The organism is Glycomyces arizonensis DSM 44726 (genome assembly GCF_000482705.1).
Classification (GTDB): domain Bacteria; phylum Actinomycetota; class Actinomycetes; order Mycobacteriales; family Micromonosporaceae; genus Glycomyces; species Glycomyces arizonensis.
In genome coordinates this window covers 117,872-143,653 of the sequence record NZ_AXWO01000008.1, presented here as the reverse complement: position 1 = coordinate 143,653, position 25,782 = coordinate 117,872, and the positions used below count along the sequence as shown (strand labels likewise).

Annotated in this window: 23 protein-coding genes; 9 read left to right on the top strand and 14 right to left on the bottom strand. The window is 73.1% G+C overall.

The window, feature by feature from the left end; all coding sequences use genetic code 11:
• Window position 1 precedes the first annotated feature (1 nt).
• Genes H613_RS25710 through H613_RS0109965 form a run of 3 tightly spaced genes read left to right on the top strand, consistent with a single transcriptional unit; the run spans window position 2 to window position 3,659 of the window.
• On the top strand, window positions 2-1,213 hold the full coding sequence (locus H613_RS25710; protein WP_051393190.1) for an ATP-grasp domain-containing protein: 1,212 nt from the start codon (window positions 2-4) through the stop codon (window positions 1,211-1,213).
• Window positions 1,210-2,400 carry an ATP-grasp domain-containing protein gene (locus H613_RS29165; RefSeq protein ID WP_051393189.1) on the top strand — a complete coding sequence of 397 codons (1,191 nt, stop codon included), beginning with the start codon at window positions 1,210-1,212 and terminating at the stop codon, window positions 2,398-2,400. Before H613_RS25710 ends, H613_RS29165 begins: the two co-directional genes overlap by 4 nt.
• Window positions 2,401-2,438: 38 nt before the next feature.
• Entirely contained in the window at window positions 2,439-3,659 is a 1,221-nt protein-coding gene (locus H613_RS0109965) for an MFS transporter (RefSeq protein ID WP_026923676.1), read from the top strand.
• A 69-nt stretch (window positions 3,660-3,728) separates the two neighbouring features.
• Here H613_RS0109965 and H613_RS0109960 read toward each other — a convergent pair whose 3' ends face one another.
• Together H613_RS0109960 and H613_RS0109955 are read right to left on the bottom strand one after the other, a co-directional pair.
• Window positions 3,729-4,133 (bottom strand): four-helix bundle copper-binding protein, encoded by a 405-nt coding sequence (locus tag H613_RS0109960; RefSeq protein ID WP_026923675.1) that lies wholly within the window; start codon window positions 4,131-4,133, stop codon window positions 3,729-3,731.
• 92 nt (window positions 4,134-4,225) lie between these two features.
• Window positions 4,226-4,951 carry a methyltransferase domain-containing protein gene (locus H613_RS0109955; protein ID WP_026923674.1) on the bottom strand — a complete coding sequence of 242 codons (726 nt, stop codon included), beginning with the start codon at window positions 4,949-4,951 and terminating at the stop codon, window positions 4,226-4,228.
• A 26-nt stretch (window positions 4,952-4,977) separates the two neighbouring features.
• Here H613_RS0109955 and H613_RS0109950 point away from each other — a divergent pair, with 26 nt between their 5' ends.
• The 3 genes from H613_RS0109950 (at window position 4,978) to H613_RS25700 (ending at window position 8,253) form a co-directional block, all read left to right on the top strand.
• A complete protein-coding gene (locus tag H613_RS0109950) occupies window positions 4,978-5,814 on the top strand; it encodes a UbiA family prenyltransferase (RefSeq protein WP_026923673.1) in 837 nt (278 codons plus the stop codon).
• A gap of 175 nt (window positions 5,815-5,989) precedes the next feature.
• Entirely contained in the window at window positions 5,990-7,144 is a 1,155-nt protein-coding gene (locus H613_RS0109945) for an acyl-CoA dehydrogenase family protein (protein WP_026923672.1), read from the top strand.
• Window positions 7,138-8,253: a type III polyketide synthase gene (locus H613_RS25700; protein WP_084546504.1), complete on the top strand. Its 1,116-nt coding sequence runs from the start codon at window positions 7,138-7,140 to the stop codon at window positions 8,251-8,253. The genes H613_RS0109945 and H613_RS25700 overlap by 7 nt, the downstream gene beginning before the upstream one ends.
• Here H613_RS25700 and H613_RS0109935 read toward each other — a convergent pair.
• From H613_RS0109935 to H613_RS0109905, 7 genes are read right to left on the bottom strand one after another with little or no spacing between them, the layout of a single operon-like run.
• On the bottom strand, window positions 8,201-9,421 hold the full coding sequence (locus H613_RS0109935; RefSeq protein WP_026923671.1) for an ROK family transcriptional regulator: 1,221 nt from the start codon (window positions 9,419-9,421) through the stop codon (window positions 8,201-8,203). The genes H613_RS25700 and H613_RS0109935 overlap by 53 nt on opposite strands.
• Window positions 9,418-10,320, bottom strand: a complete 903-nt coding sequence (locus H613_RS0109930) for a DUF6807 domain-containing protein (RefSeq protein WP_211234762.1) — start codon at window positions 10,318-10,320, stop codon at window positions 9,418-9,420. The genes H613_RS0109935 and H613_RS0109930 overlap by 4 nt, the downstream gene beginning before the upstream one ends.
• A gap of 15 nt (window positions 10,321-10,335) precedes the next feature.
• On the bottom strand, window positions 10,336-11,205 hold the full coding sequence (locus tag H613_RS0109925) for a DUF6807 domain-containing protein (protein ID WP_026923669.1): 870 nt from the start codon (window positions 11,203-11,205) through the stop codon (window positions 10,336-10,338).
• Window positions 11,202-12,746, bottom strand: coding sequence for a glycoside hydrolase family 43 protein (locus H613_RS0109920; protein WP_026923668.1), 1,545 nt, complete (start codon window positions 12,744-12,746; stop codon window positions 11,202-11,204). The genes H613_RS0109925 and H613_RS0109920 overlap by 4 nt, the downstream gene beginning before the upstream one ends.
• A gap of 22 nt (window positions 12,747-12,768) precedes the next feature.
• Window positions 12,769-13,677 carry a carbohydrate ABC transporter permease gene (locus tag H613_RS0109915; RefSeq protein WP_026923667.1) on the bottom strand — a complete coding sequence of 303 codons (909 nt, stop codon included), beginning with the start codon at window positions 13,675-13,677 and terminating at the stop codon, window positions 12,769-12,771.
• A gap of 9 nt (window positions 13,678-13,686) precedes the next feature.
• Window positions 13,687-14,655 (bottom strand): carbohydrate ABC transporter permease, encoded by a 969-nt coding sequence (locus H613_RS0109910; protein ID WP_211234761.1) that lies wholly within the window; start codon window positions 14,653-14,655, stop codon window positions 13,687-13,689.
• Window positions 14,652-15,983: an ABC transporter substrate-binding protein gene (locus H613_RS0109905; RefSeq protein ID WP_026923665.1), complete on the bottom strand. Its 1,332-nt coding sequence runs from the start codon at window positions 15,981-15,983 to the stop codon at window positions 14,652-14,654. Before H613_RS0109905 ends, H613_RS0109910 begins: the two co-directional genes overlap by 4 nt.
• Window positions 15,984-16,447: 464 nt before the next feature.
• Here H613_RS0109905 and H613_RS0109900 point away from each other — a divergent pair, with 464 nt between their 5' ends.
• From H613_RS0109900 to H613_RS0109890, 3 genes are all read left to right on the top strand, one after another.
• Window positions 16,448-17,893, top strand: a complete 1,446-nt coding sequence (locus H613_RS0109900; RefSeq protein WP_026923664.1) for a basic amino acid/polyamine antiporter — start codon at window positions 16,448-16,450, stop codon at window positions 17,891-17,893.
• Window positions 17,894-17,922: 29 nt separating this feature from the next.
• Window positions 17,923-19,182, top strand: coding sequence for an arginine deiminase (locus tag H613_RS0109895; protein ID WP_026923663.1), 1,260 nt, complete (start codon window positions 17,923-17,925; stop codon window positions 19,180-19,182).
• Window positions 19,183-19,386: 204 nt separating this feature from the next.
• Window positions 19,387-20,436 carry a patatin-like phospholipase family protein gene (locus H613_RS0109890; protein ID WP_084546503.1) on the top strand — a complete coding sequence of 350 codons (1,050 nt, stop codon included), beginning with the start codon at window positions 19,387-19,389 and terminating at the stop codon, window positions 20,434-20,436.
• Between the two features lie 6 nt (window positions 20,437-20,442).
• Here H613_RS0109890 and H613_RS25695 read toward each other — a convergent pair whose 3' ends face one another.
• From H613_RS25695 to H613_RS0109865, 5 genes are read right to left on the bottom strand one after another with little or no spacing between them, the layout of a single operon-like run.
• Window positions 20,443-21,714 (bottom strand): MFS transporter, encoded by a 1,272-nt coding sequence (locus tag H613_RS25695; RefSeq protein ID WP_035737331.1) that lies wholly within the window; start codon window positions 21,712-21,714, stop codon window positions 20,443-20,445.
• Window positions 21,711-22,550, bottom strand: a complete 840-nt coding sequence (locus tag H613_RS0109880) for a transporter substrate-binding domain-containing protein (RefSeq protein WP_084546502.1) — start codon at window positions 22,548-22,550, stop codon at window positions 21,711-21,713. The genes H613_RS25695 and H613_RS0109880 overlap by 4 nt, the downstream gene beginning before the upstream one ends.
• Window positions 22,547-23,938, bottom strand: coding sequence for a GlnX family signal transduction membrane protein (locus H613_RS25690; protein ID WP_051393187.1), 1,392 nt, complete (start codon window positions 23,936-23,938; stop codon window positions 22,547-22,549). The genes H613_RS0109880 and H613_RS25690 overlap by 4 nt, the downstream gene beginning before the upstream one ends.
• Window positions 23,935-24,474: an FHA domain-containing protein gene (locus H613_RS25685; protein WP_051393186.1), complete on the bottom strand. Its 540-nt coding sequence runs from the start codon at window positions 24,472-24,474 to the stop codon at window positions 23,935-23,937. Before H613_RS25685 ends, H613_RS25690 begins: the two co-directional genes overlap by 4 nt.
• Entirely contained in the window at window positions 24,471-25,763 is a 1,293-nt protein-coding gene (locus H613_RS0109865; protein WP_026923660.1) for a vWA domain-containing protein, read from the bottom strand. Before H613_RS0109865 ends, H613_RS25685 begins: the two co-directional genes overlap by 4 nt.
• Window positions 25,764-25,782 lie beyond the last annotated feature (19 nt).

Here is a 25,782-nt window from a genome sequence, read left to right as displayed (position 1 = left end):
GATGCACATCCTGCTGATCCACGTCAAGAAGAACCGCCTCCCCGAGCACGTCCTGCGCTCGCTCGAAGCGGACTCGCTCACGGTCATCACCGAACCGGGCCACCTCCAGCAGTACGGGCCCGGCGTCGACGTCCGCCTGGTCCGCGACGTCCAGGACGTCGAATGCCTGCGCGCCGAGGCCCTCGCGCTGCTGCGGCAGGGCCCCGTCGACCGGATCTTCATGCCGTTCGAGCTGGGCCAGGCCCAGGCCGCGTTCCTGCGCGACTGCTTCGGCATCCCCGGCATCGGCTTCGCCGAGGCCAACGCCCTGACCAACAAGTACGTCATGAAGCTGCGGCTGCGCGAGGCCGGACTCCCGCAGGCCGCGTTCGCCATGGCCGCCGGGATCGACCAGATCGAGCGGGCCGCCGAGGCGACCGGCTGGCCCGTCATCGTCAAGCGCGCCGTCGGCGGCGGCTCGATCGACGTCTTCCGCTTCGACACCCCCGAGGAGGTCCGCGCGTTCGCCCAGAGCCCGGCCTCCGACGCCTTCCGCGGCCTGACATGCCCGCTCGTCGTCGAGTCCCTCGTCGACATCCAGACCGAGTACCACTGCGACGGCATCGTCGACGACGGCGAGGTCCGCTTCGCCAAGGCCTCCGAGTACTTCGTCCCGGTCCTCGACCACGGCGAGCACTTCGGCACGCGGATCCTCCCCGACGGCGATGAGACGGCCCGGCGCATACGCGAACTGCACCGCCGCGCCGTCGAGGCCACCGGGCTGCGCTCCGGCGTGACCCACATGGAGTTCTTCGCCACCGCAGGCGGCCTGCTCGCCAGCGAGATCGCCTGCCGCCCCGCCGGAGGCGGCATCCCCCGGGCGTTGGCGCTCCAGACCGGCGTCGACGTCTGGCAGGCCTGCCTCGACACCTCGCTGGGCCGCGCCCCCGCCGTCGAGGAGACCCCCGACGACGCGCCGGGCACCATCGCGCACTGGTACCTCACCGTGCCCGCCGGGCGGATCACCGCTATGACCGACGAGGCCGAACTGCGCCGGATCGAGGGCGTCGTCGACGTCGCCGTGAACTACAAGGTCGGCGACGCGGTCCCCGACCGCCAGAACTCCGCGAGCGCCGCCATGCTCGTGTTCGCGCGCGCCGACGGCCAGGCCGAGGTCGAGCGCCTCACCAAGGAGATCTACGGCGCCTACCGAGTCGAGGTCGGCGGCGAATGAGCGGCACCGGCACCGTCACCGGCACTGTCACCGGCGGCGAGACGCGGTTCGTCCTCGCCTGCAACCCCAAGCCCCACATCATCGACCGCATCCGCGCCCGCGGCTTCGAGGTCGTCGCGGCCTACCCCGGCGAGGCCCCCGCCCACGCGAGCGAGACCAGCGCCCTGGTGATCGCGGGCGAACCCGAGGCCGACGGCGTGATCGCCGCCCTGTCCGAGGCGGGACTGCGCGAGCGCACGGCGGGCGTCCTCACCCACAGCGAGGCGACGCTGCTGCTGGCCGACGAGGTCGCGCGGCGCCTCGGCCTGCCCGGCAACCCCGACGGCGTCGTCCACTCCACCATCGACAAGGGAACGATGCGCACGCTGCTGGCCAACGACGACCGGTTCGCCGTCGCCCACCGGATCGCGCACGGCCCCGCCGACGTCGACGACATGATCGCCGCCTGCGGCACCGTCGTCGCCAAGCCCCGCGACGGCGCCGGATCGGCGGGCGTGCGGACCCTCACCGCCGCCGACGACACCGCGGACCTGCCCTTCCCGCTGCTGGCCGAGGAGCACCTCGACGGCCCCGAATACTCCGTCGAGGCCCTCAGCGCCGCCGGGGAGCACCGGATCCTCGGCGTCACCGAGAAGTTCCTCTTCCCCGGCACCGTGGTCGAATCGGGCCACCTGTTCCCCGGCCGCCTGAACCCGGACGAGGCCGAAGAGCTCGGCGCCTTCACCGCGGACTTCCTCGACCTGATCGGCGTGCGCCTCGGCGTCACCCACACCGAGATCAAGCTGACGCCCAAGGGGCCCCGCGTGATCGAGACGCACACCCGGGCGGGCGGCGACCACATCGCCAAGCTCGTCCAGCTGAGCTGCGGACTCGACCCCATCTCGCTGAGCGTGGCGACCGCGACCGGCGATGACCCCGCGCCCGAACCCAGGCCGTCCTATTGGGCCACGACGCAGTACCGGGCCTTCGGCGAGGGGCGCGTCGCCCGCGTCGCGGGCCTCGACCTCGCCAGGCACATGCCCGGGGTGAACTTCGTCGAGTCCGAGCTCGAAGCGGGCCGCCGGCTGCGCCGACCGCGGCACTCGATGGACCGGCCCCTCGGCGTCGTCGCCATCGGACGCGACCCGCAAGAGGCCCTCGACAACGCCGCGCACGCGCTCGACCAGGTGCGGGTGGACCTGGAATGAGCAACGCCTCCCGGCACGGCGCCGAGGCGGGGGCCTGAGTGTCGACCAAACGAGCCGAACTCGCCTTCCTCGCCGTGCGTGGATGCAGCGCCGCCGCCTTCTTCCTCCTCGTGCCCTTCCTGGCGCTGTGGCTGATCGACGCCCGCGGCCTCTCCGGCACCGCGGCCGCGACCGTCGTGGCGCTGTGCCTTCTCTTCGGACGCGCCGGAGGCATGGTCGCGGCCAGGTTCCTCGACCGCCTGGGCCTCAAGCGGTCGGTCGTCCTCGCCTACCTCACGGCCACCGCCACGGTGTGCGCGATGGCGCTCTACCCGGGCGACCGCCTCGCGGTCTGGGCGCTGCTCGCCTCCCTGCTCGGCCTGTCGTTCTCCTCCGCCACGGCCGCGCTCAAGGCGCTCGTGATCGTCGCCTACACGCCCGAGCAGCGGCTGTGGGCCTTCTCGAAGCTCAACCTGGCCGTCAACGCCGGATCGGCCGCGGGCATCGCCGCCGGGGGATACATCGCCGCCGAGTCCCCCCAGCTGCTCATGTGGACCGGCGTCCTCCTGTACGGGGCCGCCGCGGCGGCGCTCAGGCTCGTGCCGCCCGTCGACGAGGCCCCCGCCGGGGGCGGCACCGACGAACCCGCCCGAGGCGGGCCGCTGCCGTTCGCCGTCTTCCTGGGCTTCACCGCGATCACCTGGATCGCCTACGCCCAGGTGTTCAACGTGCTCCCGACGTTCACCGCCGACACGGTCGGGACCGAGGCCGTCTCGTACCTGTTCGTCCTCAACTCCGCGATGGTGATCGTCCTCCAGACGCCGCTGACCGCCTGGCTCGAACGCTGGCGCCGCGCCCGCCCGCGCCTCGCCGCGCTGACCGTGCTCCCCGGCGCCCACGCGGCGGTGTCGCTCTCGGTGGTCCTCTTCGGCTTCACCGGGCACGCCCCGCTGGCGGTCGCCTACGCGGCGATGGCGGTCTTCACGCTCGCCGAACTGGTCTTCGGGCCCGCCTACGACGCCGAGGTCGCCGAGGTCAAGGGCCGTCTCTCCGGCGTGGCCGCCTACGGGGTCGCCGGGGCCGTCCGCGGCGGCGCCGAGTCGGCGGGCACCTGGCTGGGCATCGCGGCGGCCACGGCGCCGTCCCTCGCGTGGCCCGCGACCGGGGCCGTGTTCTGGGCGCCCGCGGCCGGGCTCGTCCTCGTCGCGGGTCACTTCCTCTGGCGCGCGTCCCGCGACGCCGCACCGGCCCGCGAGGAGGCCGTCCCGCGTCGCGGCTGAGAAGGCACGGTGCACACCGAAGCGGGCCGCCGGGCGACGTTCCCGGCGGCCCGCGGCCCGGCACCCCCGTCAGCCGAGGCTGTCGAGCAGCTCGCGGCAGGCGCGCTCGCAGTTGCGGCACTCCATGGCGCACTTCGCGCAGTGCGTCATGTGGTCGTGCTCGGCGCAGATGTCGCCGCACGACTTGCACGCCATCGCACACGCCTCGAGCATCGCGCGGGTGAGGTTGGCGTCGTATCCGGTGTGGCGCGAGAGCATCTGCCCGGTGGCGAAGCAGATGTCCGCGCAGTCGAGGTCGGCGCGGATGCACTTGGTCAGCGAGGCGACGTCGTCCTCGCTCAGGCACGCGTCGGCGCACGCCGTGCACGCCTGCGCGCAGGCGTAGCACTCGGTGATGCACGCGGCCAGCTTCCGGCGGTCGACGCCGCCCAGATCGGCCGGATAGGTGTCGAGCATTTGTTCGGCGAGTGTCATGGCGGTTCCCCTTCGAGTCTGCGATGCCTCAACGACCTCACGCTAACCGCCGTCGGCGGCCCGTTCAGGGCAATGCTCATATACGGCACCGCTCAGGCCCGCTTGCGCCCGTAGCCCTGGAACAGCACCGACGTGGTCGGGGCGGGCACCATGCGGACGGTGGGCCTGCGCCGCACCGACCAGGCCGCCAGGTCGGCCATCGACGGCCGCACACCCCGCAGCGCCAGAGCCACGCCGTGCCGGTCGCACTCCTCCACCAGCACCGCCCGGTCCACCAGCAGCGCCGGGTCGTGGACGCCCTTGGGCGCCAGATGCAGCACGCCCTCCGCCAGGCCGATGGCGATCAACCGGCACAGCACGGTGTCCGCGAGCGTGTCGATCACCAGGGCGCCGCCCGGGCGGAGCAGGCGGCACGCCTCCGCCACCGCGCCCCGCAGGTCGGGGACGTGCTCGAGGATCTCGCCCGCCACGACCACGTCGGCCGAGCCGTCCTCCATCGGCACGGCGAGGACGTCGGCGAGCACACCGTCGACGCCGTGCTCGGCCGCCAGGCGCAGCGACGGCAGCGAGCGGTCCACGCCGATATGGCGGTAGCCCTTGCCCGCGATGTGCGGGGCGAGCAGCCCGGCCCCGCAGCCGAGGTCCACCAGGACCGATCCCGGCCGGACGGCCGGAGGCACGAGCCGCCCCCGGGCCGCGGCGAGCCAGTGCAGCATCACGAACGGCCCGCGCGGATCCCACCACTGGTCGGCGTGCTCGTCGTAGAGCGCGAGGTCGCCCCGCGCCGGTCGTCTCGAGCGAGCCGTGGCACCACGCATGCGCCCAGGATGGCACACTGGCGGCCGTGAATCGGGCTTTGGCGGTGACGTGGGCGCTCGCCCGCGCCTGCCACCCGCTCCCCGCGCTGGCCGTCACGGCGATCGCCGCCGGGCTCGCCCTCGGCACGGACCGGCCGGTCGGCGCCTCGCTGGTCGCGGTCGCCGCCGTCCTGGCGGGCCAGCTGTCCGTCGGATGGCTCAACGACCTGCTCGACGCGAGGCGCGACGCCCTCGCCGGGCGCGTCGGCAAGCCCCTGGCCGCCGGGGAGGTCGGACCCTCGGCCGTGCGCCTCGGCGTCCTCGTCGCCGCCCCGATCGCCGTGCTCCTGTCCCTGCCCTCCGGCCTGGCCGCCACCGGCGCGCACACCGCCGCCCTCGCCTCGGCGTGGGCCTACGACCTCGGCGTCAAGGCCACCGCGGTGTCGGTGCTGCCGTACGCGGTGTCCTTCGCGCTCCTGCCCGCGTTCGTCGCCTCGGGACTGCCCGGGTCGCCCCTGCCGCCGGTGTGGCTCATGGCCGCCGCCGCGTGCCTGGGCTGCGCGGCGCACTTCGTCAACGTGCTGCCCGACCTCGCCGACGACGCCGCGACCGGCGTCCGCGGCCTGCCGCACCGCCTCGGACCGCCCGCGAGCCTGGCGATCGCCGCCGTCCTCGTGCTGGGCGCCTCGGCGCTGCTGGCGTTCGCGCCGCCCGGCCCGCCCGTCGCGACGGGCCTGGCCGCCGTGCCGCTCGCGGCCGCCGTCCTCGCCGTCGGCGCGATCCTCGGCCGCAGGCCCGGCTCGCGGGCGGCGTTCCGCGCCGTGATCCTGGTGGCCCTCATCGACGTGGCGCTGCTGCTCCAAACCGGAGTCGCCGCCGCCTGAGCGCCGCGCCGCCCGGGTTTGGGCCGCGGCGCGCGAGGGCACCCGTCGCCGGACGCGCCGCCGCGCCCTGCTGTGGGACGCGCAGCCTACCCGAGAGCGAGGACCGGTGTCAGCAACGGAGACCTTCACAGAAGCACCGCGCGACGTCGGCGAGACGCTCGACCCCGCGGGGGCGCTGCGCGCGGCCCGCGACCTGGCCCCGCGCCTGGCCGAGCGGGCCGGGGCGCACGATGCGGCGGGCACCTTCCCCGCCGAGGACTTCGCGGACCTGCGCTCGTCCGGGCTGCTCGGGCTGATGGCGCCCGCCCGCCTCGGCGGGTCCGGCGCCTCCTTCGCCGACTACGCCGCCGTCGCCGCCGAGCTCGCGCGCGGCGCGGGCGCGACGGCCCTGATCTTCAACATGCACGCCTCCGTGACCGGCGCGCTCGCCCAGACCCCCGACGAGCTCGCCCGGGAATGGGGCGCCCCCGAGGACTTCTTCGCCGCCCGGGACGAGGCCCTGGCCGCGGCCGCGCGCGGCGCCCTGTACGGGGTCGCGATGAGCGAGCGGGGCACCGGCTCGCGCCTGTCGCGCACCTCGACCGCCTACCGCAGGACCGACGGCGGCTACCGCATCACCGGCAGCAAGGCGTTCGTCTCCGGCGCCGGGCACGTCGACGCCTACCTGGTGACCGCCCGCGACCCCGACGCCGAGGAGCCGCGGGTCTCCTACTTCCTGGTCCCCGCGGGCGACGGCGTCCGCGTGGAGCAGACCTGGGACTCGCTCGGCATGCGCGCCACCGGAAGCCAGGACGTCCACCTCGACGTCGAGGTCGGACCGGAGACGCTGCTCGGCGGCATGGAGGGCCTCACCCTGCTGCTGGCCCAGATGATGCCGCAGTGGCTCGTGGCCTCCTACGCGGCCGTCTACACCGGCGTGGCCCGCTCGGCGGTCGAGGCCGCGGCCGACCAGATCCGCGAGCGCGGCCTGGGGCGCCTCCCGGCCGTGCGGGCCCGCCTGGGCCGAGCCGAGGCCGCCGTGACCGCCGCCGAACTCGTCGTCGCCGAGGCCGCCGCCCGGATCGACGAGGCGCCCGGCGACCCGGACACCAACCGCTGGGTGTGGCGCGCCAAGCTCGTCGCCGGGGACACCGCGTCCCAAGTGGCCTCCTCGCTGCTCGAAGCCGCCGGAGCCTCGGCCACCCGGCGCGGGAACCCGCTGGAGCGGCTCTACCGCGACGCCCGCTGCGGGGCGCTGCAGCCGGCCACCTCCGACGTGTGCGCCGACTGGCTCGGCGTGGCCGAGATCGGCGACGACCCCGACGAGGACACCGAGGTGGCGCGGTGGTGAACGCGCGCATCGCCGGGCTCGCCGCGGCGCTGCCGCCCGCCTACGACCAGGGCACGCTGTGGACGGGGTTCTTCCGCGACCACTTCGGCGCCAGCCGGGGCGCCGAGCGCATCTTCGCCGGGTCGGGGGTGCGCCGCCGCCACGCGGTGACCGACATCGCGATCGGCGACGACGTCTCCAGATTGTCCACGGGGGAGCGCATGCGCCGCTACGGCGAACTGGCGCCCCCCTTGGGGCACCGGGCCGTCACCGACGCGCTGGCCGACGCGGGCGTCGACGCCGAGGAGCTCGGCATGCTCGTCGTCGCCTCGTGCACCGGCTACTGCACGCCCGGCCTCGACATCCGCCTGGCCGAGTCGCTGGGGCTGCGGCCCGACGCCCAGCGGCTGCTGGTGGGGCACATGGGCTGCCACGCGGCGCTGCCCGCCCTCGGCTCGGCCGCCGACTTCGCGGCGGTGCGCGGGCGGCCCGTGGCGGTGCTGTGCCTCGAACTGACCTCCCTGCACCTCCAGCCTCCCTGCGGCGACGCCCAGCAGGTGGTCACGCACGCCCTGTTCGGCGACGCGGCCGCCGCCGTCGTGGTCCGCCCCGGCGAGGCTCCCGCGCCCGGCCTGCGCGTCACCGAGATCGCCGCCCGCACCGACGTCGGCACCAGCGGCCACATGACCTGGGACGTCACCGATCTCGGATTCCGCATGGGACTGTCGCCCGAGGTCCCCGAGGTCCTCGGCGAGCACGTCGGCCCGCTCGTGAAGGACCTCCTGGCCCGCCACGGGCTCGACGTGCCCGACGTGCGCGGCTGGGCGGTGCACCCCGGCGGCCCCCGCATCCTCGACGCCGTCGGGGACGGCCTCGGACTCCCGCCGACCGCGCTGGCGGTCTCCCGCGAGGTCCTCGCCGAGCACGGCAACTGCTCCTCGGCCACCGTCCTGCTCGTCCTGCGCGAACTGCTGGGCGGCGAGGACCCGTCCGGGCCGGTGGTGGCGATGTCGTTCGGCCCCGGCCTGACCCTGTACGCGGCGCTGCTCGAACCGGCCGGAGTTTTACAGACCGGCCTTACCGCTGCGAGGCGAACCAGGCGGCCGGATCCTGGCGGAGCCGGTCGATGAACGTCAGCGCCGCGCCGATGGCCGCGGCGTCGGGCCCGAGGATCGCCGGGCGCACCGTGATGGGCGCCCACGCGGCCGAGAGCACGCGCCGGGCGATCTCGGCCTCCACCCGCTCGGTGACCCATGAGGACAGCAGGGCGTAGCCGCCGCCGAGCAGCACGGTGCCGATGTCGAGGATGTTCAGCACATTGGACAGCGCGATCCCCAGCGCGGTGCCCGCCGTGTCGATGGCCGCGAGCGTGGCCGCGTCGCCCGCGTCGGCCCGCGTCGTGATGGCGACCTCCGGCATCGTCCCGTCCGGGACCGGCTCGTCGCCCAGGATCGCCTGCGGGCTGGCGTACGTCTGGAGGCACCCGCGCGAGCCGCACGGGCACGGTCTGCCGTCGGGGTCCACGGTGATGTGCCCGAGTTCGCCGCTCCAGCCGCGCGAGCCGCGCACGAGCCGTCCGTCCAGGATGATCCCGGCGCCGATGTCGAGCCCGCCCGAGACGTACACGAAGTTGTCGAGCGTGCGCCTCGTGGCGTGCAGTTCGCCGTGCGCCGCGAGGTTCGCCTCGTTGTCCACGGTGATCGGCAGGCCGAGGCGCCTTGTTCCGGCGGCCAGGAGCGCACCGGCGTCGACGTCGGTCCAGCCGAGCGCCGGGGCGGACCGCACGACGCCCCCGTCGACCGGGCCGGGCACGGCCAGCGTGGCCGCGACGACCGTGAGGTGCTCGGCGGCGACGGCCTCGACGGCCGCCGAGGCCATCGCTGCGAGGCGGTCCAGCACGGCGGCGGGGTCGGTGCCCGCGAACGCGAGCGGCGCGAACGCCAGGTGCCGGACCGCGCCGGTCAGGTCGACGACGCACGCGGCCAGGCCGTCGGCGCGGATGTCGAGGCCCAGCCCGGCCGGGCCGCTCCTGGACAGCGCCAGGCCCACCCGGGGGCGCCCCGCCCGGCCGTGGCGCGCCGACCCGGCCTCGGTGACGAGGCGCCCGGCGATGAGCTCCTCGACGATGCGGGTGATGGTGGGGCGCGTCAGGCCGGTGGCCGCGGCCAGCTCGGTGCGGGAGATGGGGCCCTCGGCGGCCAGGACGTGCCGGAAGACCAGTTCGAGGTTGAGCTCGCGCAGGCGCTCCTGCCTGGCGCCGCCGCGCGGGGCGCGATCGGGTGCGCGGGAGTCGGTCATGCCGCCGACCGTGCCGCGTCGGCGAGCGCGGCGGCCTCGTCCGCGGTGAGCGCGCCGTCGGCGACGACCGCGATGACGTTCCGGTTGATCGACTTGCCCGGGTCGAGCACCAGAGGGCGGTCCCAAGACAGCGACGACCCGACCCCGAGGTAGTCGCGAGCCCGGACGAACCAGCGATCCTGCGCCGTCTCCCTGTTCCCCGGCAGGAACACCATCGTCCAATCACGACTTTCGGAGTCGAGGGCGCCGACCGCGACCCAGTCGGCCGTCTTGCCGTGGACGGAGCGGACCCCAGTGCCGTCTTGGCTGAAGACCCTGACCGGGCCGGTGGCGGCCGGGCCGCGCCAGAAGAAACCGCCGTAGCCCGCGCCGGGGCGACCCAGCGACGCGGGGCTGCGGATCGGCAGCGACCGCTGGGTCGCGTTGGTCAGGCGCGTCCTCACCCGCAGCGCCCAAGCGTCCCGGTTCACCGGGCGGCAGGTGATCGACCGGCGTTCTCGCAGGAGGATCGACCGGTTCGCGTCGACCCACCGCACGGTGTGGGCGAGATCGGTGTCCGACAACGAGAGCCACCGCTGATGCCGTTGTACCCCGTGGTCGTCCAGCCAGGCCGGTCCGTGCCCGGCGATGAAGGTGCGCCCGCCCCAGAAGTTGCACCCGTCGATGTCCGGCGCGGCGATGCTGATGCCGAGCTGGTGGGTGTGCGAGTCCGGCCTGACGTCGGTGACGAGGGACCCGGCCAGCGTGCGCACCGGGTGCAGGAACGGCCGTGGCGCGGTCGACGGCGGCAGTTCGGGCCGCCACACGTACCGCGCGACCTCGTGCCCGTCGACGCGGAGCGGGACGGCGTCGGGCGGTCGCTCCGCGAGCATCGGACCGGCGGTGCCGGGGATCTGCATGCCGCCTCCCATCGCCTACGCCTCACCGGATGTCGCGGCCCTCACCGCCGCGACCGTGGAGGCCGTCTCGCGGGGGCCGAGGTCGCCGTCGACGACCACCGTGATGATACGACGGCGCGGGCCCTCGCCCGGGGCGGCCACGAGCGGTTCGGACCAGGCCAGCGAGGAGCCGACGCCGACGTAGTCGCCGCTGCGGACGAACCACGGGTCGCCCGCCCGCTCGTCGGCGAGGAAGACCAGCGTCCACGCCCGTGCCCCGGCGGCGTGCAGCGCCAGCCAGGCGGTTCGCGCGCCGTGGAGTCCGCGCTCGCCGTCCACGCCGGGCCCGGTGACGCGGACGCTCCGCTCGCCGCGCCCCGCCCGCCAGAAGAAGCCGCCGTAACCGGCGCCGGGGCGGCCGTTGACGGCCGGGCTGGCGAACGCCAGCGGCGCGTCGGTCGCGTTCACCAGGTCGAAGCCGAAGTCCAGCGCCCACGCCCGGTCGCCCAGCGGCACCGCGGCGATCCGGCGGCGCTCGCGCAGCAGGTCGGCCCCGTCCGTGCCGGTCCAGCGGAGCTCGTGGACCAGCGCCGCCTCGTCCGCGGACTCCCAGCGGCGGTGGTGCTGGACGCCGTGGTTCGGCAACGGCACCGAGCCGCGCCCGGCCACGAAGGTCCGCCCGCCCCAGAAGTTCGCGCCGCCCACGTCGGGCACGGCGACGCTGACGCCGAGGTGGTGCCGGTGGTCCTCCGGCATGACGTCGGTGACCGCCGTCCCGGCCATCGTGCGCACCGGATGCAGGTACGGCCGCGGCGAGAGGTCGCCCGGCAGGCGCGGCCGCCAGACGTAGTCGGCGACGCGGCGGCCGCCCAGGCGCAGGGAGCGCCGCTCGGCGCGGTCGCTCACGGCTCGACCCGCACGGGTCCGAACTCGGCGGTGCCGCCAGGGGCGTACGGCGAGGCCGCGGCGAACAGGCCCAGGGCCGCGCCGACCCACCGCCCGGCGGTTGCCGCGAACGGCTCGCCGACCGGCCGCGGCGGCTCGCCCGCCTCGCCCGCGAGGAAGTGGCAGCGCCCGTCCGGAGAGACCTCCACGCCGAGCACGACCTGGGCGGTCGTGCCGTCCTCAGCGACCTTGACCGGCGTCGCGGGGGCGCCCTCGCGCTCGGCGCCGTCGACCTCGGCGGTCCGGTGGACCAGGACGGCGCCCTCCGGCGTGCGCGCCAGGCCGATCCAGGCGTAGCTCTCGCCCAGGACGGTCAGTCCGGCCCGCGCGCCCGCCGCGGTGCCGGTCAGCCGCACGGTGGTGGTGGCGCGGAACCGCTCGGCGGGCAGCCGCTGCTCCAGCAGGTTCGGCAGCCGCCGCAGGTCGCCGGAGTCGGTCGGCCCGCACGCCAGCCGCAGCGCGCCGCTCGGCCCCGGCTCCAGCCAGCCGTGGTCGGGATTGGCCGCCCACGACCACTGCGGGCCGGGTTCGCCATCCGGAAAGTCGTCGGCCGCGGCGGGGGCGCGGGGCGCCTCGTCGGCCGCGACGTCCGGTTTGGCGTGCGTCGCTACCGGCCGCCCGGGCGGGTCGCCGATGAGGGGCCATCCTTCGGCGTCCCACCGCATCGGTTGCAGGTGCACGACGCGCCCGAACGCGCCCTTGTCCTGGAAGTGCAGGAACCAGTCCCGGCCGCCCGCGGCGGTCACCCACGCGCCCTGGTGCGGTCCGTTGACGTCGGTGTCGCCCTGCTCCAGGACGATGCGCTCCTCGTAGGGGCCGAACACGTCCCGGGACCGGAACACCGACTGCCAGCCCTCGCGGACGCCGCCGGCCGGGGCGAAGATCCAGTACCAGCCGTCGCGGTGGTAGCACTTGGGGCCTTCGAGGGTGCGGTACCCCGGCAGGGCGTCGCCGTCGATGACGTCGCGCCCGCCGTCCAGCAGCGCGGTCGCGTCGGGGCTCATCCGGTGGCAGGTGAGCTTGTTGTTGACCCCGGCCCGGCTCTTGGCCCAGGCGTGCACGAGGTAGGCCGAGCCGTCCTCGTCCCACAGCGGACACGGGTCGATGAGCCCGCGCCCGGCCTTGAGCAGGCGCGGCCGCGACCAGAGACCCGCGGGGTCCTCGGCGGTGACGACGGAGATGCCGTGGTCGGGATCGGGGTAGAAGATCCAGAACCGGCCCGCGTGGTGGCGGATGGCCGGCGCCCACACGCCGCATCCGCGCTGCGGCGCGGCGAACGCCTCCTCCGGCTCCAGGCGCGGCAGCGCGTGGCCGATGATCGACCAGTTGACCAGGTCCCGGCTGTGCAGAACAGGCAGCCCCGGCGAGCGGTGGAAGCTGGAGGCCACCATGTAGAAGTCGTCGCCGACCCGGACGGCGTCGGGGTCGGACCAGTCCGCGCGCAGGACCGGATTGGTGTAGGTGCCGTCGCCGTTGTCGGCGATCCAGGGCGGTCGGTTCACGTGATCCTCGTCTTCGCTTCCGTTACTTGAGGCCGGTGGTGGCGATGCCCTTCACCAGGTACTTCTGGCCCGCGATGAAGAAACCGACGATCGGCGCCAGCGACAGCACCGACATGGCGAACATCTGGCCCCACTGGGACTGGCCCTCGGAGTCGACGAACTGCCGCAGCGCCAGCGGCACCGTGTACAGCTCCGGGTCGGTCAGGTACAGCAGCGGCCCGAAGAACTCGTTCCACACCGAGATGAACGTGAAGATCGCCGTGGTGGCGAAGGCGGGCAGGGACAGCGGCATGATGATGCGCCAGAACGTCCGGAACGGCCCGCAGCCGTCGATCCGGGCCGCGTCGTCGAGCTCTCTCGGCAGCGCCCGCATGAACTGCACCATCAGGAAGATGTAGAACGCGTTGGTGGCCAGGAAGTTCGGCACCAGCAGCGGATAGTAGGTGTTGAGCCAGCCGAGCTTCGCGAACAGGATGTACTGCGGCACCAGCAGGACGTGCCCCGGCAGCATCATGGTGCCGAGCATGAGCGCGAAGAACAGCTTGCGCCCGGTGAAGTCGAGCCTCGCGAAGCCGTACGCCGCCAGCGAGCACGACAGCAGGTTGCCGATGATGCTGAGCGCGACGATGACCAGCGAGTTGACGAAGTAGACGGTGAAGTCGTACGGCAGCGCCGTCCAGCCCTCGGCGTAGTTGCCCAGGTCCCACTCGGTCGGCCACAGCGACAGGTCGCTGAAGATCAGCGAGTTCGGCTTGAGCGAGCTGGAGAGCATCCACACCAGCGGGTACATCATGAACGCACCGACCAGGCACAGGATCATGTGCCTGGTGAAGCGGCTGCGGCGGGTGCTGCCGAACCGCTCCAGGCGGGTGTCCTCGTCGTCGGAGGATCGCGGGGGAGCGGGGCGCGAGGAGCGCAAGGTGATCGACATTGTGCGGCCTCAGTTGTCGTAGTGGACCCAGTATTTGGCGGTGAAGAAGGTCAGCGCGGTGAAGGCCGCGATGATCACCAGGAGCGTCCAGGCCATCGCCGAGGCGTAGCCCATGTGGAACTGGTTGAACCCCTGCTGGTACAGGTACAGGTTGTAGAACAGGGTGGAGTTCGCCGGTCCGCCGCCGCCGTTGTTCATCACGAAGCCCTGCGTGAACGTCTGGAACGAGGCGATCAGGGACTGGATGAGGTTGAAGAAGATGATCGGGCTCAGCAGCGGCAGCGTGATCGACCGGAAGCGGCGCCACTTCGAGGCCCCGTCGACCGCGGCGGCCTCGTAGTACATCGCCGGGATCTGCCGCAGTCCCGCCAGGAAGATCACCATCGGCGAGCCGAACGTCCACACGTGCAGGATGATCAGCGTCGTGAGCGCGTAGTCCGGATCGGAGGTCCAGGCGGGGCCGTCGATCCCGAACCACCCCAGGAAGCCGTTCACGATGCCGTCGAGCCCGAAGATGTAGCGCCACAGCAGGACCACCGCGACGCTGGCGCCCAGCAGCGAGGGCAGGTAGAACACCGCCCGGTAGACCGGGAGCGCCCTGATGCCGCGGTTGAGGACCATCGCCACGCCCAGCGCCGCCGCCAGCGACAGCGGCACCGACACGAACGAGTAGATGAACGTGACCTTCAGCGCCTGATGCAGGTTCTCGTCGCGGAACATCTCGGCGAAGTTCTCCAGCCCGATCCACTTCGGATCGTTGAGGAGGTTGTAGTCGGTGAACGCCAGGTACAGCGAGGCGAAGAACGGGACGATCGTGAACAGCATCCCGATGAACCAGGGGAGGAGGAAGAGGTACCCAGCGCGGTCCCTGCGTCGGCGGCGCCGCTCACGGCCCGGCCCGCGGACCGTGAAACGGCGCGGCGCCGCCGACGCGGGGACCGCTTCCCTCACTGTGGTGGCATCGGTCGGGGCGGTCACTGGGCGAGCGCCTCCTCGGCCTGCGAGATGAACTCGGCGGCGCCGTCGGCGGCGCTCTGCCGCCCGAACTCGACCTCGACGGCGATCGCGGCCAAAGCGTCGGCGATGGCGCTGCCGCCCGGCGGGTAGGTGTAGGAGCGGGGGAGGTCCTCTCCCAGCAGACCGATGAGGTACTCCGTGGCGACCTGGTCGTCGGGCTCCAGAGAGGGCTTGAGCTCCTCGGCGACCTCCGAGTCGGCGGGGACGCCGCGGGTGGTGCCGGTGGCCTTCGACGCGTCGACGTCGTTGACGAGGAAGTCGAGCAGTTGCAGCGCCTCGTCCTTGTGCTCGGACTCGGCGGCGATGGACCACAGGTGCGGGCAGTCGACGGACTGGCCGCGCCGCACGCCCTGCGTCTCGCCGGGGATGCGCAGCAGGGCCAGGTTCCCGCCCGCCGCCTGGTTGTAGCCGAGGAAGTTGTTCGTCGGGATGATCTGGGAGGCGAGGTCGCCGGTGGCGATGTAGGACTGCTCGGGGCCGCCGCCGATCTGCTCGAAGAAGCCCGCGGGCGGGAAGCCGCCCTCCTGGCGCATCGCCTCGACCATCTCGAACCAGGCCTGGACGGTCTCGGCGGTGATGCCGAGCTCGCCGTCCTCGGTGAAGAAGTCCTCGCCGCGCTGGCGGGTGTAGACGACGATGTTGGCGAGGGTCGCGGGCTCGAAGCCGGTGCCGTAGACCTCGCCGCCGCTGGCGTCGGTGACCTCCTTGGCGAAGGCGGCCAGATCGTCCCAGCTCCAGGTGTCGCCGTCGGGGATCTCGATGCCGTACCGGTCGGTGACGGTCCGGTTGACGATGAAGCCGATGGCGTTGAGCCCGGCCGGGACGCCGAAGACGCTGTCGCCCACGGTGGCCAGGTTGCGGGCGTTCTCGCTGAGCCCGGACAGGTCGACGGCGTCGGCGTGCTCGTTCAGGTCGAGCAGGGCGCCGCGGTCGGCGTACTCGCGGAGGCTGTCCATGCGCATGGCCATCAGGTCCGGCTCGTCGCCCGCGGCGAAGCGGGTGGCGAGCTTGTCCTGGTAGGGGCCCGAGTCCTGGTACTCGGTCTTGATCGTGACGCCGGAGTGGGCCTCCTCGAAGAGGTCGAGGGCGGCCCGGGTCTTCTCGGCCCGCTTGGAGTCGCCCCACCAGACCATGTTCAGCTCGGTGCCGTCGCCGCCTTCGCCGCCGCCTCCGAAGCCGCGGCCGCAGGCGGCGAGGCTCAGTCCGAGGCCGGCCAGGCCCGAGGCCTTCATCAGGTTCCGGCGGTTCAGCTCCGGGCGAGGGGCGGTGGGGGGTTGGTCGATTGTCACGCTGGCAGTCCTTTCACGCGCCGGAGGGACCGGCGTCCGCAGGTGGCGGCCGTCGTGGCGGCCACCGGGATCGAGGGTTGCGGCTCAGATTACGACTGTGGTCCAGGTTATGTCAAGTCATGAAAAAAATATGCCCGAAGTTATGGCAATTCATTGACTCAAATCGATGACCTGCCTAGACTGGCCGCTGACGGCAGCCCGGCCGCCGACGGCGATCGGGAAGGGGCCACCAGGGGTCTGCGCCCCGCCGTCAGGGTCCGAATGACCGGACCGGCCCCTCTGGCACGACCGGAGGGGCCGGTCAGGGCCGCCCCTCGCCCGCGACCCCCCGTCCTCCGCCCGTCCCCCGCTCGGGGCGTTGTCGCCGAAACCGGGAACCGGCGCCGCCCTCGGCTATATAGTCGGCCCAACGTGGACCGACGATCGCCCCCGGTCCGCCCTCGGAGACGAGCAGCGAGGAAGCCATGGCGAAGCCGGAAGCCGCACCGGAGAGCGCAGCCGAGCGGGCCCCCGTCAAGCTGGCCTTCTGGACGCTCACCGCGATGGTCGTCGGCTCCATGGTCGGCGCGGGCGTGTTCTCCCTGCCCGCCCGCTTCGCCGAGGAGACCGGTGTCGCGGGCGCGCTCATCGCCTGGGCCGTCGCCGGGACCGGCATGCTCATGCTCGCGTTCGTCTTCCAGTCGCTCGCCGTGCGCCGAGGCGACCTCGACGCGGGCGTCTACGCCTACGCCAAGGCCGGTTTCGGCGAGTACCCCGGCTTCTTCGCCGCCTTCGGCTACTGGGCCAGCGCCTGCGTCGGCAACGTGACCTACTGGGTCCTCATCATGTCCACCGTGGGCGCCCTGGTCCCGGCCCTCGGCGACGGCGACACGGTCCTCGCCGTGGCCGTCTCCTCGGTGGGCCTGTGGGCCTTCTTCCTGCTCATCAAGCGCGGCGTCAAGGAGGCCGCGGCGATCAACCGGATCGTCACCGTCGCCAAGGTCATCCCCATCGTCGTGTTCGTCCTGCTGGCCCTGTTCTCCTTCGACCCCGGCGTCTTCGCCGACAACTTCGGCGGCGCCGACTACGCCGGATCGCTGTTCGGCCAGGTCCAGGGCACGATGCTCGCCACGGTGTTCGTGTTCCTCGGCGTCGAGGGCGCCAGCGTCTACTCCCGGCACGCGAAGCGGCGCTCCGACGTCGGGCGCGCCACCGTGACCGGCTTCCTCAGCGTGTTCGCGATCTTCGCGTCGGTCACCATCGTCTCCTACGGCATCATGCCGATGGGCGAGATCGCCGAGCTCCGCCAGCCCTCCATGGCGGGCGTCCTGGAGGCCGCCGTCGGCACCTGGGGCACCGTGTTCGTCAGCGTCGGGCTCATCGTCTCGGTGCTCGGCGCCTACCTCGCCTGGACCCTCATGGCCGCCGAAGTGCTCTTCGTCGCCGCGAAGGACGACGACATGCCGCGGTTCCTGGGCCGCGCCAACGCCGCCGACGTGCCGGTCCCCGCACTGGTGATGAGCACCGTCCTGTCGCAGATCGCCCTCGTGGTCGTCCTCTTCTCCGAGGACGCCTTCGACTTCGCGCTCAACATGACCAGCGCGCTGACGCTCATCCCGTTCCTGCTGGCCGCCGCGTTCGCGGTCAAGGTCGCCGCCGGGCGCGGCGGGGCCTCCCGCGGCACGTCCGGCGAGATCGCGATCAGCGTCCTCGCCACCGTCTACACCGCGTTCCTGCTGTACGCGGCGGGATTGCGATACCTCCTGGTGTCGCTGATCGTCTACGCCCCGGCCACCGTCCTGTTCGTCATGGCCCGCCGCGAGCAGGGCCGCCGCCTGTTCAGCCCGGCCGAGGCCGTCCTGCTGGCCGTCTCGATCGCGGGGGCCGCCGTCGGCGTGGTCGCCCTGGCGGCCGGCTGGATCAGCATCTGAACCGTCCCACCGAAATGAGGAGCGCACCGATGACCACCGACACGAAGCCGCCCGTGGCCCACGGGGTCCATTCCGAGGTCGGCAGGCTCCGCAAGGTCCTGGTGTGCGCCCCCGGCCTGGCCCACCGGCGCCTCACCCCGACCAACGCCGACAGCCTGCTGTTCGACGACGTCATGTGGGTCGAGAACGCCCAGAGGGACCACGCCGACTTCGTCGAGCAGCTCAGGGGGCGCGGCGTCGAGGTCATCGAGCTCCACGACGTGCTGGAGCGGACGGTGGCGATCCCCGAGGCCCGCGACTGGCTGCTCGACCGCAAGATCGTCCCGAACCAGGTCGGCCTCGGCCTGGTCGACGCCACCCGCGCCTATCTGGAGTCGCTGCCGCCGCGCCGCCTCGCCGAGTACCTCATCGGCGGCCTCGCCGCCGCCGACCTGCCCGAAGACCTGCGCCCGGGCTACATCGCGCTGGTGCGCGAGTCGACCGGCACCCGCGAGTACCTCATGCCGCCGCTGCCGAACACGCTCTACACGCGAGACACCACCTGCTGGCTCTACGGCGGCGTCACGCTCAACCCCCTGTACTGGCCCGCACGGCACGACGAGACGCTGCTGATGAAGGCGGTCTACCGGTTCCACCCGGACTTCGCGGGCGACACCGTGTGGTGGGGCGATCCCGAGCGGGACTGGGGCCAGGCCACCTTCGAGGGCGGCGACATCATGCCGGTCGGCGGCGGCGTCGTGCTCATGGGCATGAGCGAGCGCACCTCCCGGCAGGCGATCACCCAGGTGGCGCGGGCGCTGTTCGAGCAGGGTGCCGCCGATCGCGTGATCGTCGCCGGGATGCCCAGGCTCCGCGCGGCGATGCACCTCGACACGGTCTTCACCTTCGCCGACCGCGACACGGTGACGCTCTACCCCAAGATCATGGCGGACGTCCACGCGTTCACGCTGCGCCCGGCCGACACCCCCACCGGCCTCCACCTCACCGACCACGGCGGCGAGCGCTTCACCGACGTCGTGGCGGCCGCGCTCGGGCTGCGCCGCCTGCGGATCATCGAGACCGGCGGCGACTGCTACGCCTCGGAGCGCCAGCAGTGGGACTCGGGCAACAACGCCGTCGCGATCGAACCGGGCGTCGTGGTGACCTACGACCGCAACACCCAGACGAACGCGCTGCTGCGGCAGGCCGGAATCGAGGTCGTCACCATCGTCGGCGCCGAACTGGGCCGCGGGCGCGGCGGCGGGCACTGCATGACCTGCCCGATCGCCCGCGATCCCGTCGAGTACTGAACAGCCGAATACCGAGCAGCCGAATACCGAGCCCAGTATCCTACTGTCGGGTAACTGACATTCCGCCCTCCCGCGCTCGGCGGCCCGGGCATTCGCCCGCGCACCGGCCCGCCCGTCGCGCCGCGGGCCGTGCACGGCGCCGCACCGCGGGTAGCATTTCCCCGACCCGTGTCCGCCGCTTCACCTCTCATGAGAGGAGGCCTCATGCCCGACGCCTACGATCCCGCGGCCGACCGGTACTGGGCCGACGACCACCCGGTCCTCGAACTCCTCCGCGCCCGCCGGGACGCCGGAACCGGCCCCGGCGAGCACGGCGACGGCCAGCGCCTGGGCCTCGCCGTCGAAGGCGGCGGCATGCGCGGCGTGGTCTCGGCCGCGATGCTCACCGCGCTCGACGACCTCGGCCTCCGGCCGGCGTTCGACGCGATCTACAGCTGCTCGTCGGGAGCGGTCAACGCCGCCTACTTCACCGCGGGCGAGACCTGGTACCCGCTGACCATCTACTTCGACGACCTCGCCACCAAGCGCTTCGTCGACACGCGCCGCTTCTTCGCCCGCAGGCCCGTGCTCGACCTCGACTACGTCTTCGAGGAGGTCCTGGAGACCGTCAAGCCCCTCGACTACGAGCGCGTGCTCAAGGCCCCGGCCTCGTTCCAGGTCGCGATCACGCTCGTCGACGAGCTGGAGACGGTCAGCGCCGGGGACTTCACGTCCAAGGAGGACCTCAAGGAGGGCCTGCGGGCCAGCTGCTGGCTGCCCGTCGCGGTCCCCGGCACCGGGACCTTCCGCGGCGAGCGGGCCGTCGACGGCGGCGTCCTCACCGCCCACCCCTACGTCCTGGCGCTGCGCGACGGCTGCACCCACGTGCTCTCGCTGAGCACCAAGCCGCTCCGGCCGCCGCCGAGCCGCCCGTCGGCGGGCAGGCGGCTCTCCGCCTCCTACATGGACCGCCTCCGGCCCGGCCTCGGCCGCGGCCACCTCGCCTCGCTCGACCGCTACCGCGGCCAGCGCAGGCGGCTCCAGGAGTGGATGACCGAGCCCGGCGACGGCCCGCACGTCCTCGACCTGGCGCCCCTGCCGTGGATGCCCGAGGTCGGCCGCCAGGAGATCGCCCTCGACAAGATCATGGCCGGCGCACGCGGCGCCCACTCGGTGATGGCCGCGGCCGTCGAGGGCGTCCCCGTCGCCGAGATCCGCGACGGCCGGTTCGCCTCCCTGCCCAGGTTCGTCACCGTCCGCAGGAACCGCGGCTGACGCCCCTCAGCGGGCGGGCTTCGGCGCGATCGCCAGGCCGATCACGGTGACGGCAAGCGCCGCCGTCGTGTACAGCGAGACCGCCGCCGCCGAGTCGAACAGGTCGAACAGGACGATCGCGGCGATCGGGGCGAGCGCGCCGCCGGGCACGCCCGCGAGCTGGTAGCCCAGCGAGGTGCCCGAGTAGCGGACCTTGGTCGGGAACAGCTCGGCGATGAACGCCGCCTGCGGGCCGTACATGGCCGCGTGCGCGACGAGCGCCACCGTGACCGCGGCGATGATCGCCGCCGTGCTCCCGGTGTCCAGCAGCGGGAAGAACACCCACGCCCACACCGCCGCGGCGACGGCTCCCGCCACGGCGATGCCCTTGCGCCCGTACACGTCCGACAGCCGCCCGAACCAGGGGATGAGCACCAGCTGCACCGCCGAGCCGACCACCACCGCCACCAGGCCGACGCTCTCGGCCACCCCGACCTCCTCGGTCAGGTGGGTCAGCAGGTAGAGCGTGAAGATGTAGAAGGCCACGTCGACGCCGATGCGGACGCAGAACGAGGCGGTCAGCGCCCGCCGGTGGCTCCGGAAGACCGCCGAGAGCGGGTTGGCCGGGATGTCGGTCTGGCGCGTGAACATCGGCGACTCGGCGATGTTGCGGCGCACCCACAGCCCCACCAGGGCGAGCGCGGCCGAGACCAGGAACGGCAGCCGCCACCCCCAGGTCGCGAACGCGGTGTCCGAGAGGACGAGACCGGCGAACGCGAGCATGCCGACGGCGGCGATGTTCCCGGCCGGGACGCCGAACTGGACCCACGACGCCGCCAGGCCCCACCGCCGCCGCGAGGAGTGCTCCATGGACAGCAGCACCGCGCCGCCCCACTCGCCGCCGAGGCTCAGCCCCTGCACGAACCGCAGGACCACCAGCAGCACCGGTGCGGCGGTGCCGATGGAGGCGTGCGTGGGCAGGATGCCGATGAGGAACGTCGACATGCCCATGACCAGGAGCGTGACGGCCAGGACGTTGCGGCGCCCCACCCGGTCGCCGAGGTACCCGAAGACGACGCTGCCGATGGGGCGGGCGATGAAGCCGACCCCGTAGGTGGCGAAGGCCAGCAGCGTGCCGGTGGCGGGGTCGGAGTCGGGGAAGAACAGCGGCCGGAACACCAGGACGGCGGCGGTGCCGTAGAGGAAGAAGTCGTACCACTCCAGGGCGGTGCCGACCGCGCAGGCGCCGATGATCTCGCGCTGCGTCCTGGGCCTGACCGGGGCGGGGGTGGCGGTCATGCGCATCCTTCGAATTGGGGTATGGGGAACTGCGAGAGGTCCAGCACGGTGTTCCCGAACCACTTCTCGAGGTACAGCTCGGCGGTGCTGGGGGCGCCGTCGCCGCCGCCCTGGTACATCGCGGTGATGGCCCGGTTGATCGCCTCGCACCCGGCGGTGTCGCCGGGCCGCATGCCGACGCCGATGCGCTCCTGGGAGAAGTCCGCCCCGACGAGCTTGGCCTCGAAGTCGGCATCGATCGCCAGCCCGGCGAGCCCGAGCTCGTCGGTGGCGATCGCGTCGATCCCGCCGGTGCCCAGCAGGCGCATGCACTCGTCATAGTTCTCGACGCCGCGGATGTTCGCGTCGATGCCGTGCTCGTCGGTGATGCGGTCGACCGCGTTCGAGCCCTCCACCTCGCAGACCGTCTTCCCTTCGAGGTCGGCGAGCGAGGCGATCTCGTCGTTGTCCTCCCGCACCAGGATGTCGAAGTGGTCGATCACGTACGGCCCGGCGAAGGCCACGCGCTGCTTGCGCTCCTGCGTGATCGAGTAGGTCGCGATCGCCAGGTCGATATCGCCCGACAGCAGCTCCGGCGCGCGCTCGTCGAGGTCGATCGGTTCGAACTCCACGTCCTTGCCGAGCTGGTCCGCGATGAAGTTCGCGACGTCGATCTCGTAGCCGACGAACTCGCCGTCGACCTCCTCGCTGATGAGGTTCAGGCCGTACCGCACGCCGATGCGCAGGGAGTCCTTGTCGAGGATGGATTCCTCCTCGTCGCCGCCGCAGGCCGCGAGCGGCAGCAGCGACAGCGCGCACAGCACGGTCAGCGCGCGTCGGATCATGTGTCTGCTCATCGGTACTCCCGCAGTCGCGGCGCGATGCCGCTGAAGGTGAACACGCCGAGCGAGACCATCGCGGCGATCAGGAGGAAGGCGAATCCGGCGACGGCGTCCTCGCCCGCGGCGATCGCCGACCGGAAGCGGTCGAGGTGCCGGTCCGAGAGGGCGTCGAGCGCCTCCTCGTATTCGGCGCGGGCGACGTCGACCGGCGCGAGCCGCGCCGACGGGTCGCCCTGGCCCTCGCGCATCTCGGCGTCGGCGAGGATGAGGTCCGTGTAGGCCGTGAAGACCCGCTCGGCCTCGGCGCTGCCGTCGAGCGCGTCACCGATCAGGCCCGACGGCGCGTCGCCGATGTCGGTCTCGGCCAGCGCCTCCTGGTACCGCGGCAGGCTCACCGCCTCGACGTAGACGAGCTGCTGCGCCTTGTCGAAGTAGGTCTGCTCGTACACGTCGGCGTCGCCCTCATCGAGCAGGAACCGCACACGGTCGGCGTGGAGGCTGTCGGAGATGGCCTTACCGCGTTCCAGCGACAGCGCCGTGTCGAATCCGTCCACTTTGGCATCGGTGAGCGCGTCGCGCTCGGTGTCGAGCACCGCGAGCCCGGTGAACAGGTACAGCACGGCCACCGCCGTGGCCACCACCAGCGAGGGGTTGAAGACGCGCCGGAAGACGCGGGCGAGGTAGACCTGGAGGAGGACCAGGAAGGCCAGCGCGGCGAGCCCGGTCACGGCCACCGCGGCCAGGCCGAACTCGATGCGACCGGACGCGGTGTCGTAGGACTCGCGGACGATCGTCGCGTTCTCCAGCGTGAGGTTGTACGCCTGGGGCAGGACCCGCCCGCTCATGAGCGCGGTGGCCTCCTGGTAGGCGCCCAGCACGTCAGGCGGCGGGTCCCCGGCCGTGTACTCGGTGCGCTCGGCGAGCAGCAGCGCGACGGCCGCGAGCTGCTGGTACTCGCCCCATCTGGACATGATGGACTCGATCGTGCGGCGCTGCGCCCCGTCCGAGCCCGCCAGTCGGTGCGCCTCCAGCAGCGCCGCGGCGACGTCGCCCCGCCGCTGCTCGTAGCGGCTCAGCGCCGCGTCGGCGAGCTCCGTGCCCGAACCGCCGAGCAGCAGAACCGTGGCGACCTGCGAGTCGGCGTCGCTGAGCGCGTAGTACAGGTCGGTGGTGGCCACGACCTGCGGCCCCGAGCTGTGGCCGATGACCTCCAGGGAGTCCTCCGAGGCGCTGACGGCGTAGTAGAGCGTCCCGAACATGACCGCCAGGGCCGCGACCACCGCCGTGGCCTGCGCGATCAGCGCCTGCGGCCCGCCGCCCGCGCGGAAGACGCCGAGCCGCCCCAGGACGACGAGGTCGCCCTCCGGCAGCCGTGCGTCGATCCGGTTGCGCAGCAGCGTCATAGCCCGGCCTCCCCGCCCGTCGACCGCTCCCGCACCCGGATCGCGGTCCAGAGCCCGATGTGGATCACCGAGTCGGGGCGCAGCGGCGTCTCGATGTTGCGCTCGAGCTTCTGGCCGTCGACGCGGGTGCCGTTGGCCGAGCCGGTGTCGTGCACCGTCCAGTCGTCGCCGTAGCGCTTGAGGATCGCGTGGACGCGCCGCGACACGCCCAGGTCGGCGGCCGGGACCTCGCCGAGGTCGATGGGCGGGCGCGGGCCCGCCTCGCCCGGATCGCTGCGCCCGATGTAGACCACCTGGCGCTCCAGCGGCACCACCCGCCGCGGCGCGTGCGGCGGGAAGGGAATCGGGTCGTCGCCGCCGACGGCGTTCCCGAGCCGGTCGTAGAAGTCCCGGTCGGCGTCGATCACCGCCTCGAACGGCATCGGATCGGTACCGCGGCGGGTCCCGAAGTCCGGCAGCGGGACCAGCATCGTCCCGCAGCGGGGGCACTGGACCGGATTGGGCGAGTCGTGTCCCTTCGGGCACGGGTAGCTCATGACCCGCCTCCTTCTTCGTCGTCGCCTGCTTCGCGCGAGGACGGCGTGTGGACGGTGTAGTCGCCCCGCGTCGCGAGCCACAGCGCCCGCCCTCCGGAGGCGTCGGTCCGTATGGTGGCGTTGCCGCGGCCGTCGAAGTCGAGGAACTCCCTGATGCTCTCGGCCTGGTCCCGGTTCCCCACCTGCTCGGCGTGCTCCAGGGCCGTCAGCAGCTGATGCGTGGCGGCGGCCGGGTTCCGCTCGTGCCAGTACCGCAGTCCCCGCCGGATGTGCTCGATGCCCGCCAGCTGGGTCCGGTGGTGGACCACGTCCGGATGGAACGCCTCGCTCTCGGCCGGGTTGTCGGTCCACTGCGCCGACACCAGGCCCCCCGCGACGGCCTCGCCGCGGCGGACCAGCTCCAGCCTGACGTCGCGGCGGTATCCCGTACCGGTGGCCGGGAAGGCCAGCTCCATGAGGTACTGCCGCCGCTCGGCCCCCCACGCGCCCAGGTCGAAGGCGGTCCTGCGCCCCGCGGACTCCCGGCCGCCGGGGAGCAGGTCGCGCTCGACCGGGTACGCCTGCCACAGCCCTTTCAGCTCGAACCCCTTGGGGCCCTTAACGACCAACTCGATTCCGTCGACAGCCTTGCCCATGGCCCGCTCCGAGGCCGCGGTGAAGAAGTCCGCCAGGTCGGGCAGGTCCCGGCAGTATTCGCGGGTGCCGTGGAACAGCCGGGCGATCCGCCCCAGCTCCTCGGCGTTCCACCCGGTGCCGATGCCGATGGCGTCGCAGGCGAACTTGCCCTTGCAGTAGTCCAGGTCCGTGTCGTAGACGGACGGGAGCTGGTTGACCTGCCCGTCGGTCAGCAGCAGCACGTGCCCGATGGCCGCGGGCCGCGTCGCGGCGATGTCGGCCGCGCGCCGCAGCCACGCGCCGATGGAGGTCGCGCTGCCGAGCTTCATCGCGTCGATCGCGCGAGCGGCGGCCTCCTTGTGCTCCTCGCTCCCGCCCGCGAGCCGCCCGCCCCCCGGGTAGAGCTCGGTGGCGCGGGTGCCCCCCGCGATGAGCGCGAAGGACGCGTCTGCTCGGACCGCGCCGAGCGCGGCCTTCGCCGCCCGCTTCGCCTCCTCGAACTTCGGGCCGGCCATCGAGCCCGACCGGTCGATGACGATGATCTCGGCGACGTCGGCCCGGGTCTCCTCCGCGGGCGCGAACTCGACGGTGGCGACCGCGTACATCGTCGTCTCGTCCGGCGGCAGATAGGGGTTCTGCGCCACGCTGATCGCGAATCCGGTCTGATCGGTCAAAGAGTCCTCCTCCATGGGG

Excerpts from the sequence above, each read along its gene's own strand:
- H613_RS25710 (WP_051393190.1), top strand. The coding sequence starts at position 2 with ATGCACATCCTGCTGATCCACGTCAAGAAGAACCGCCTCCCCGAGCAC.
- H613_RS29165 (WP_051393189.1), top strand. The coding sequence starts at position 1,210 with ATGAGCGGCACCGGCACCGTCACCGGCACTGTCACCGGCGGCGAGACG.
- H613_RS0109960 (WP_026923675.1), bottom strand. The coding sequence starts at position 4,133 with ATGACACTCGCCGAACAAATGCTCGACACCTATCCGGCCGATCTGGGC.
- H613_RS0109955 (WP_026923674.1), bottom strand. The coding sequence starts at position 4,951 with ATGCGTGGTGCCACGGCTCGCTCGAGACGACCGGCGCGGGGCGACCTC.
- H613_RS0109935 (WP_026923671.1), bottom strand. The coding sequence starts at position 9,421 with ATGACCGACTCCCGCGCACCCGATCGCGCCCCGCGCGGCGGCGCCAGG.
- H613_RS0109930 (WP_211234762.1), bottom strand. The coding sequence starts at position 10,320 with ATGCAGATCCCCGGCACCGCCGGTCCGATGCTCGCGGAGCGACCGCCC.
- H613_RS0109915 (WP_026923667.1), bottom strand. The coding sequence starts at position 13,677 with ATGTCGATCACCTTGCGCTCCTCGCGCCCCGCTCCCCCGCGATCCTCC.
- H613_RS0109900 (WP_026923664.1), top strand. The coding sequence starts at position 16,448 with ATGGCGAAGCCGGAAGCCGCACCGGAGAGCGCAGCCGAGCGGGCCCCC.
- H613_RS0109895 (WP_026923663.1), top strand. The coding sequence starts at position 17,923 with ATGACCACCGACACGAAGCCGCCCGTGGCCCACGGGGTCCATTCCGAG.
- H613_RS0109890 (WP_084546503.1), top strand. The coding sequence starts at position 19,387 with ATGCCCGACGCCTACGATCCCGCGGCCGACCGGTACTGGGCCGACGAC.
- H613_RS25695 (WP_035737331.1), bottom strand. The coding sequence starts at position 21,714 with ATGACCGCCACCCCCGCCCCGGTCAGGCCCAGGACGCAGCGCGAGATC.
- H613_RS0109880 (WP_084546502.1), bottom strand. The coding sequence starts at position 22,550 with ATGAGCAGACACATGATCCGACGCGCGCTGACCGTGCTGTGCGCGCTG.
- H613_RS25690 (WP_051393187.1), bottom strand. The coding sequence starts at position 23,938 with ATGACGCTGCTGCGCAACCGGATCGACGCACGGCTGCCGGAGGGCGAC.
- H613_RS25685 (WP_051393186.1), bottom strand. The coding sequence starts at position 24,474 with ATGAGCTACCCGTGCCCGAAGGGACACGACTCGCCCAATCCGGTCCAG.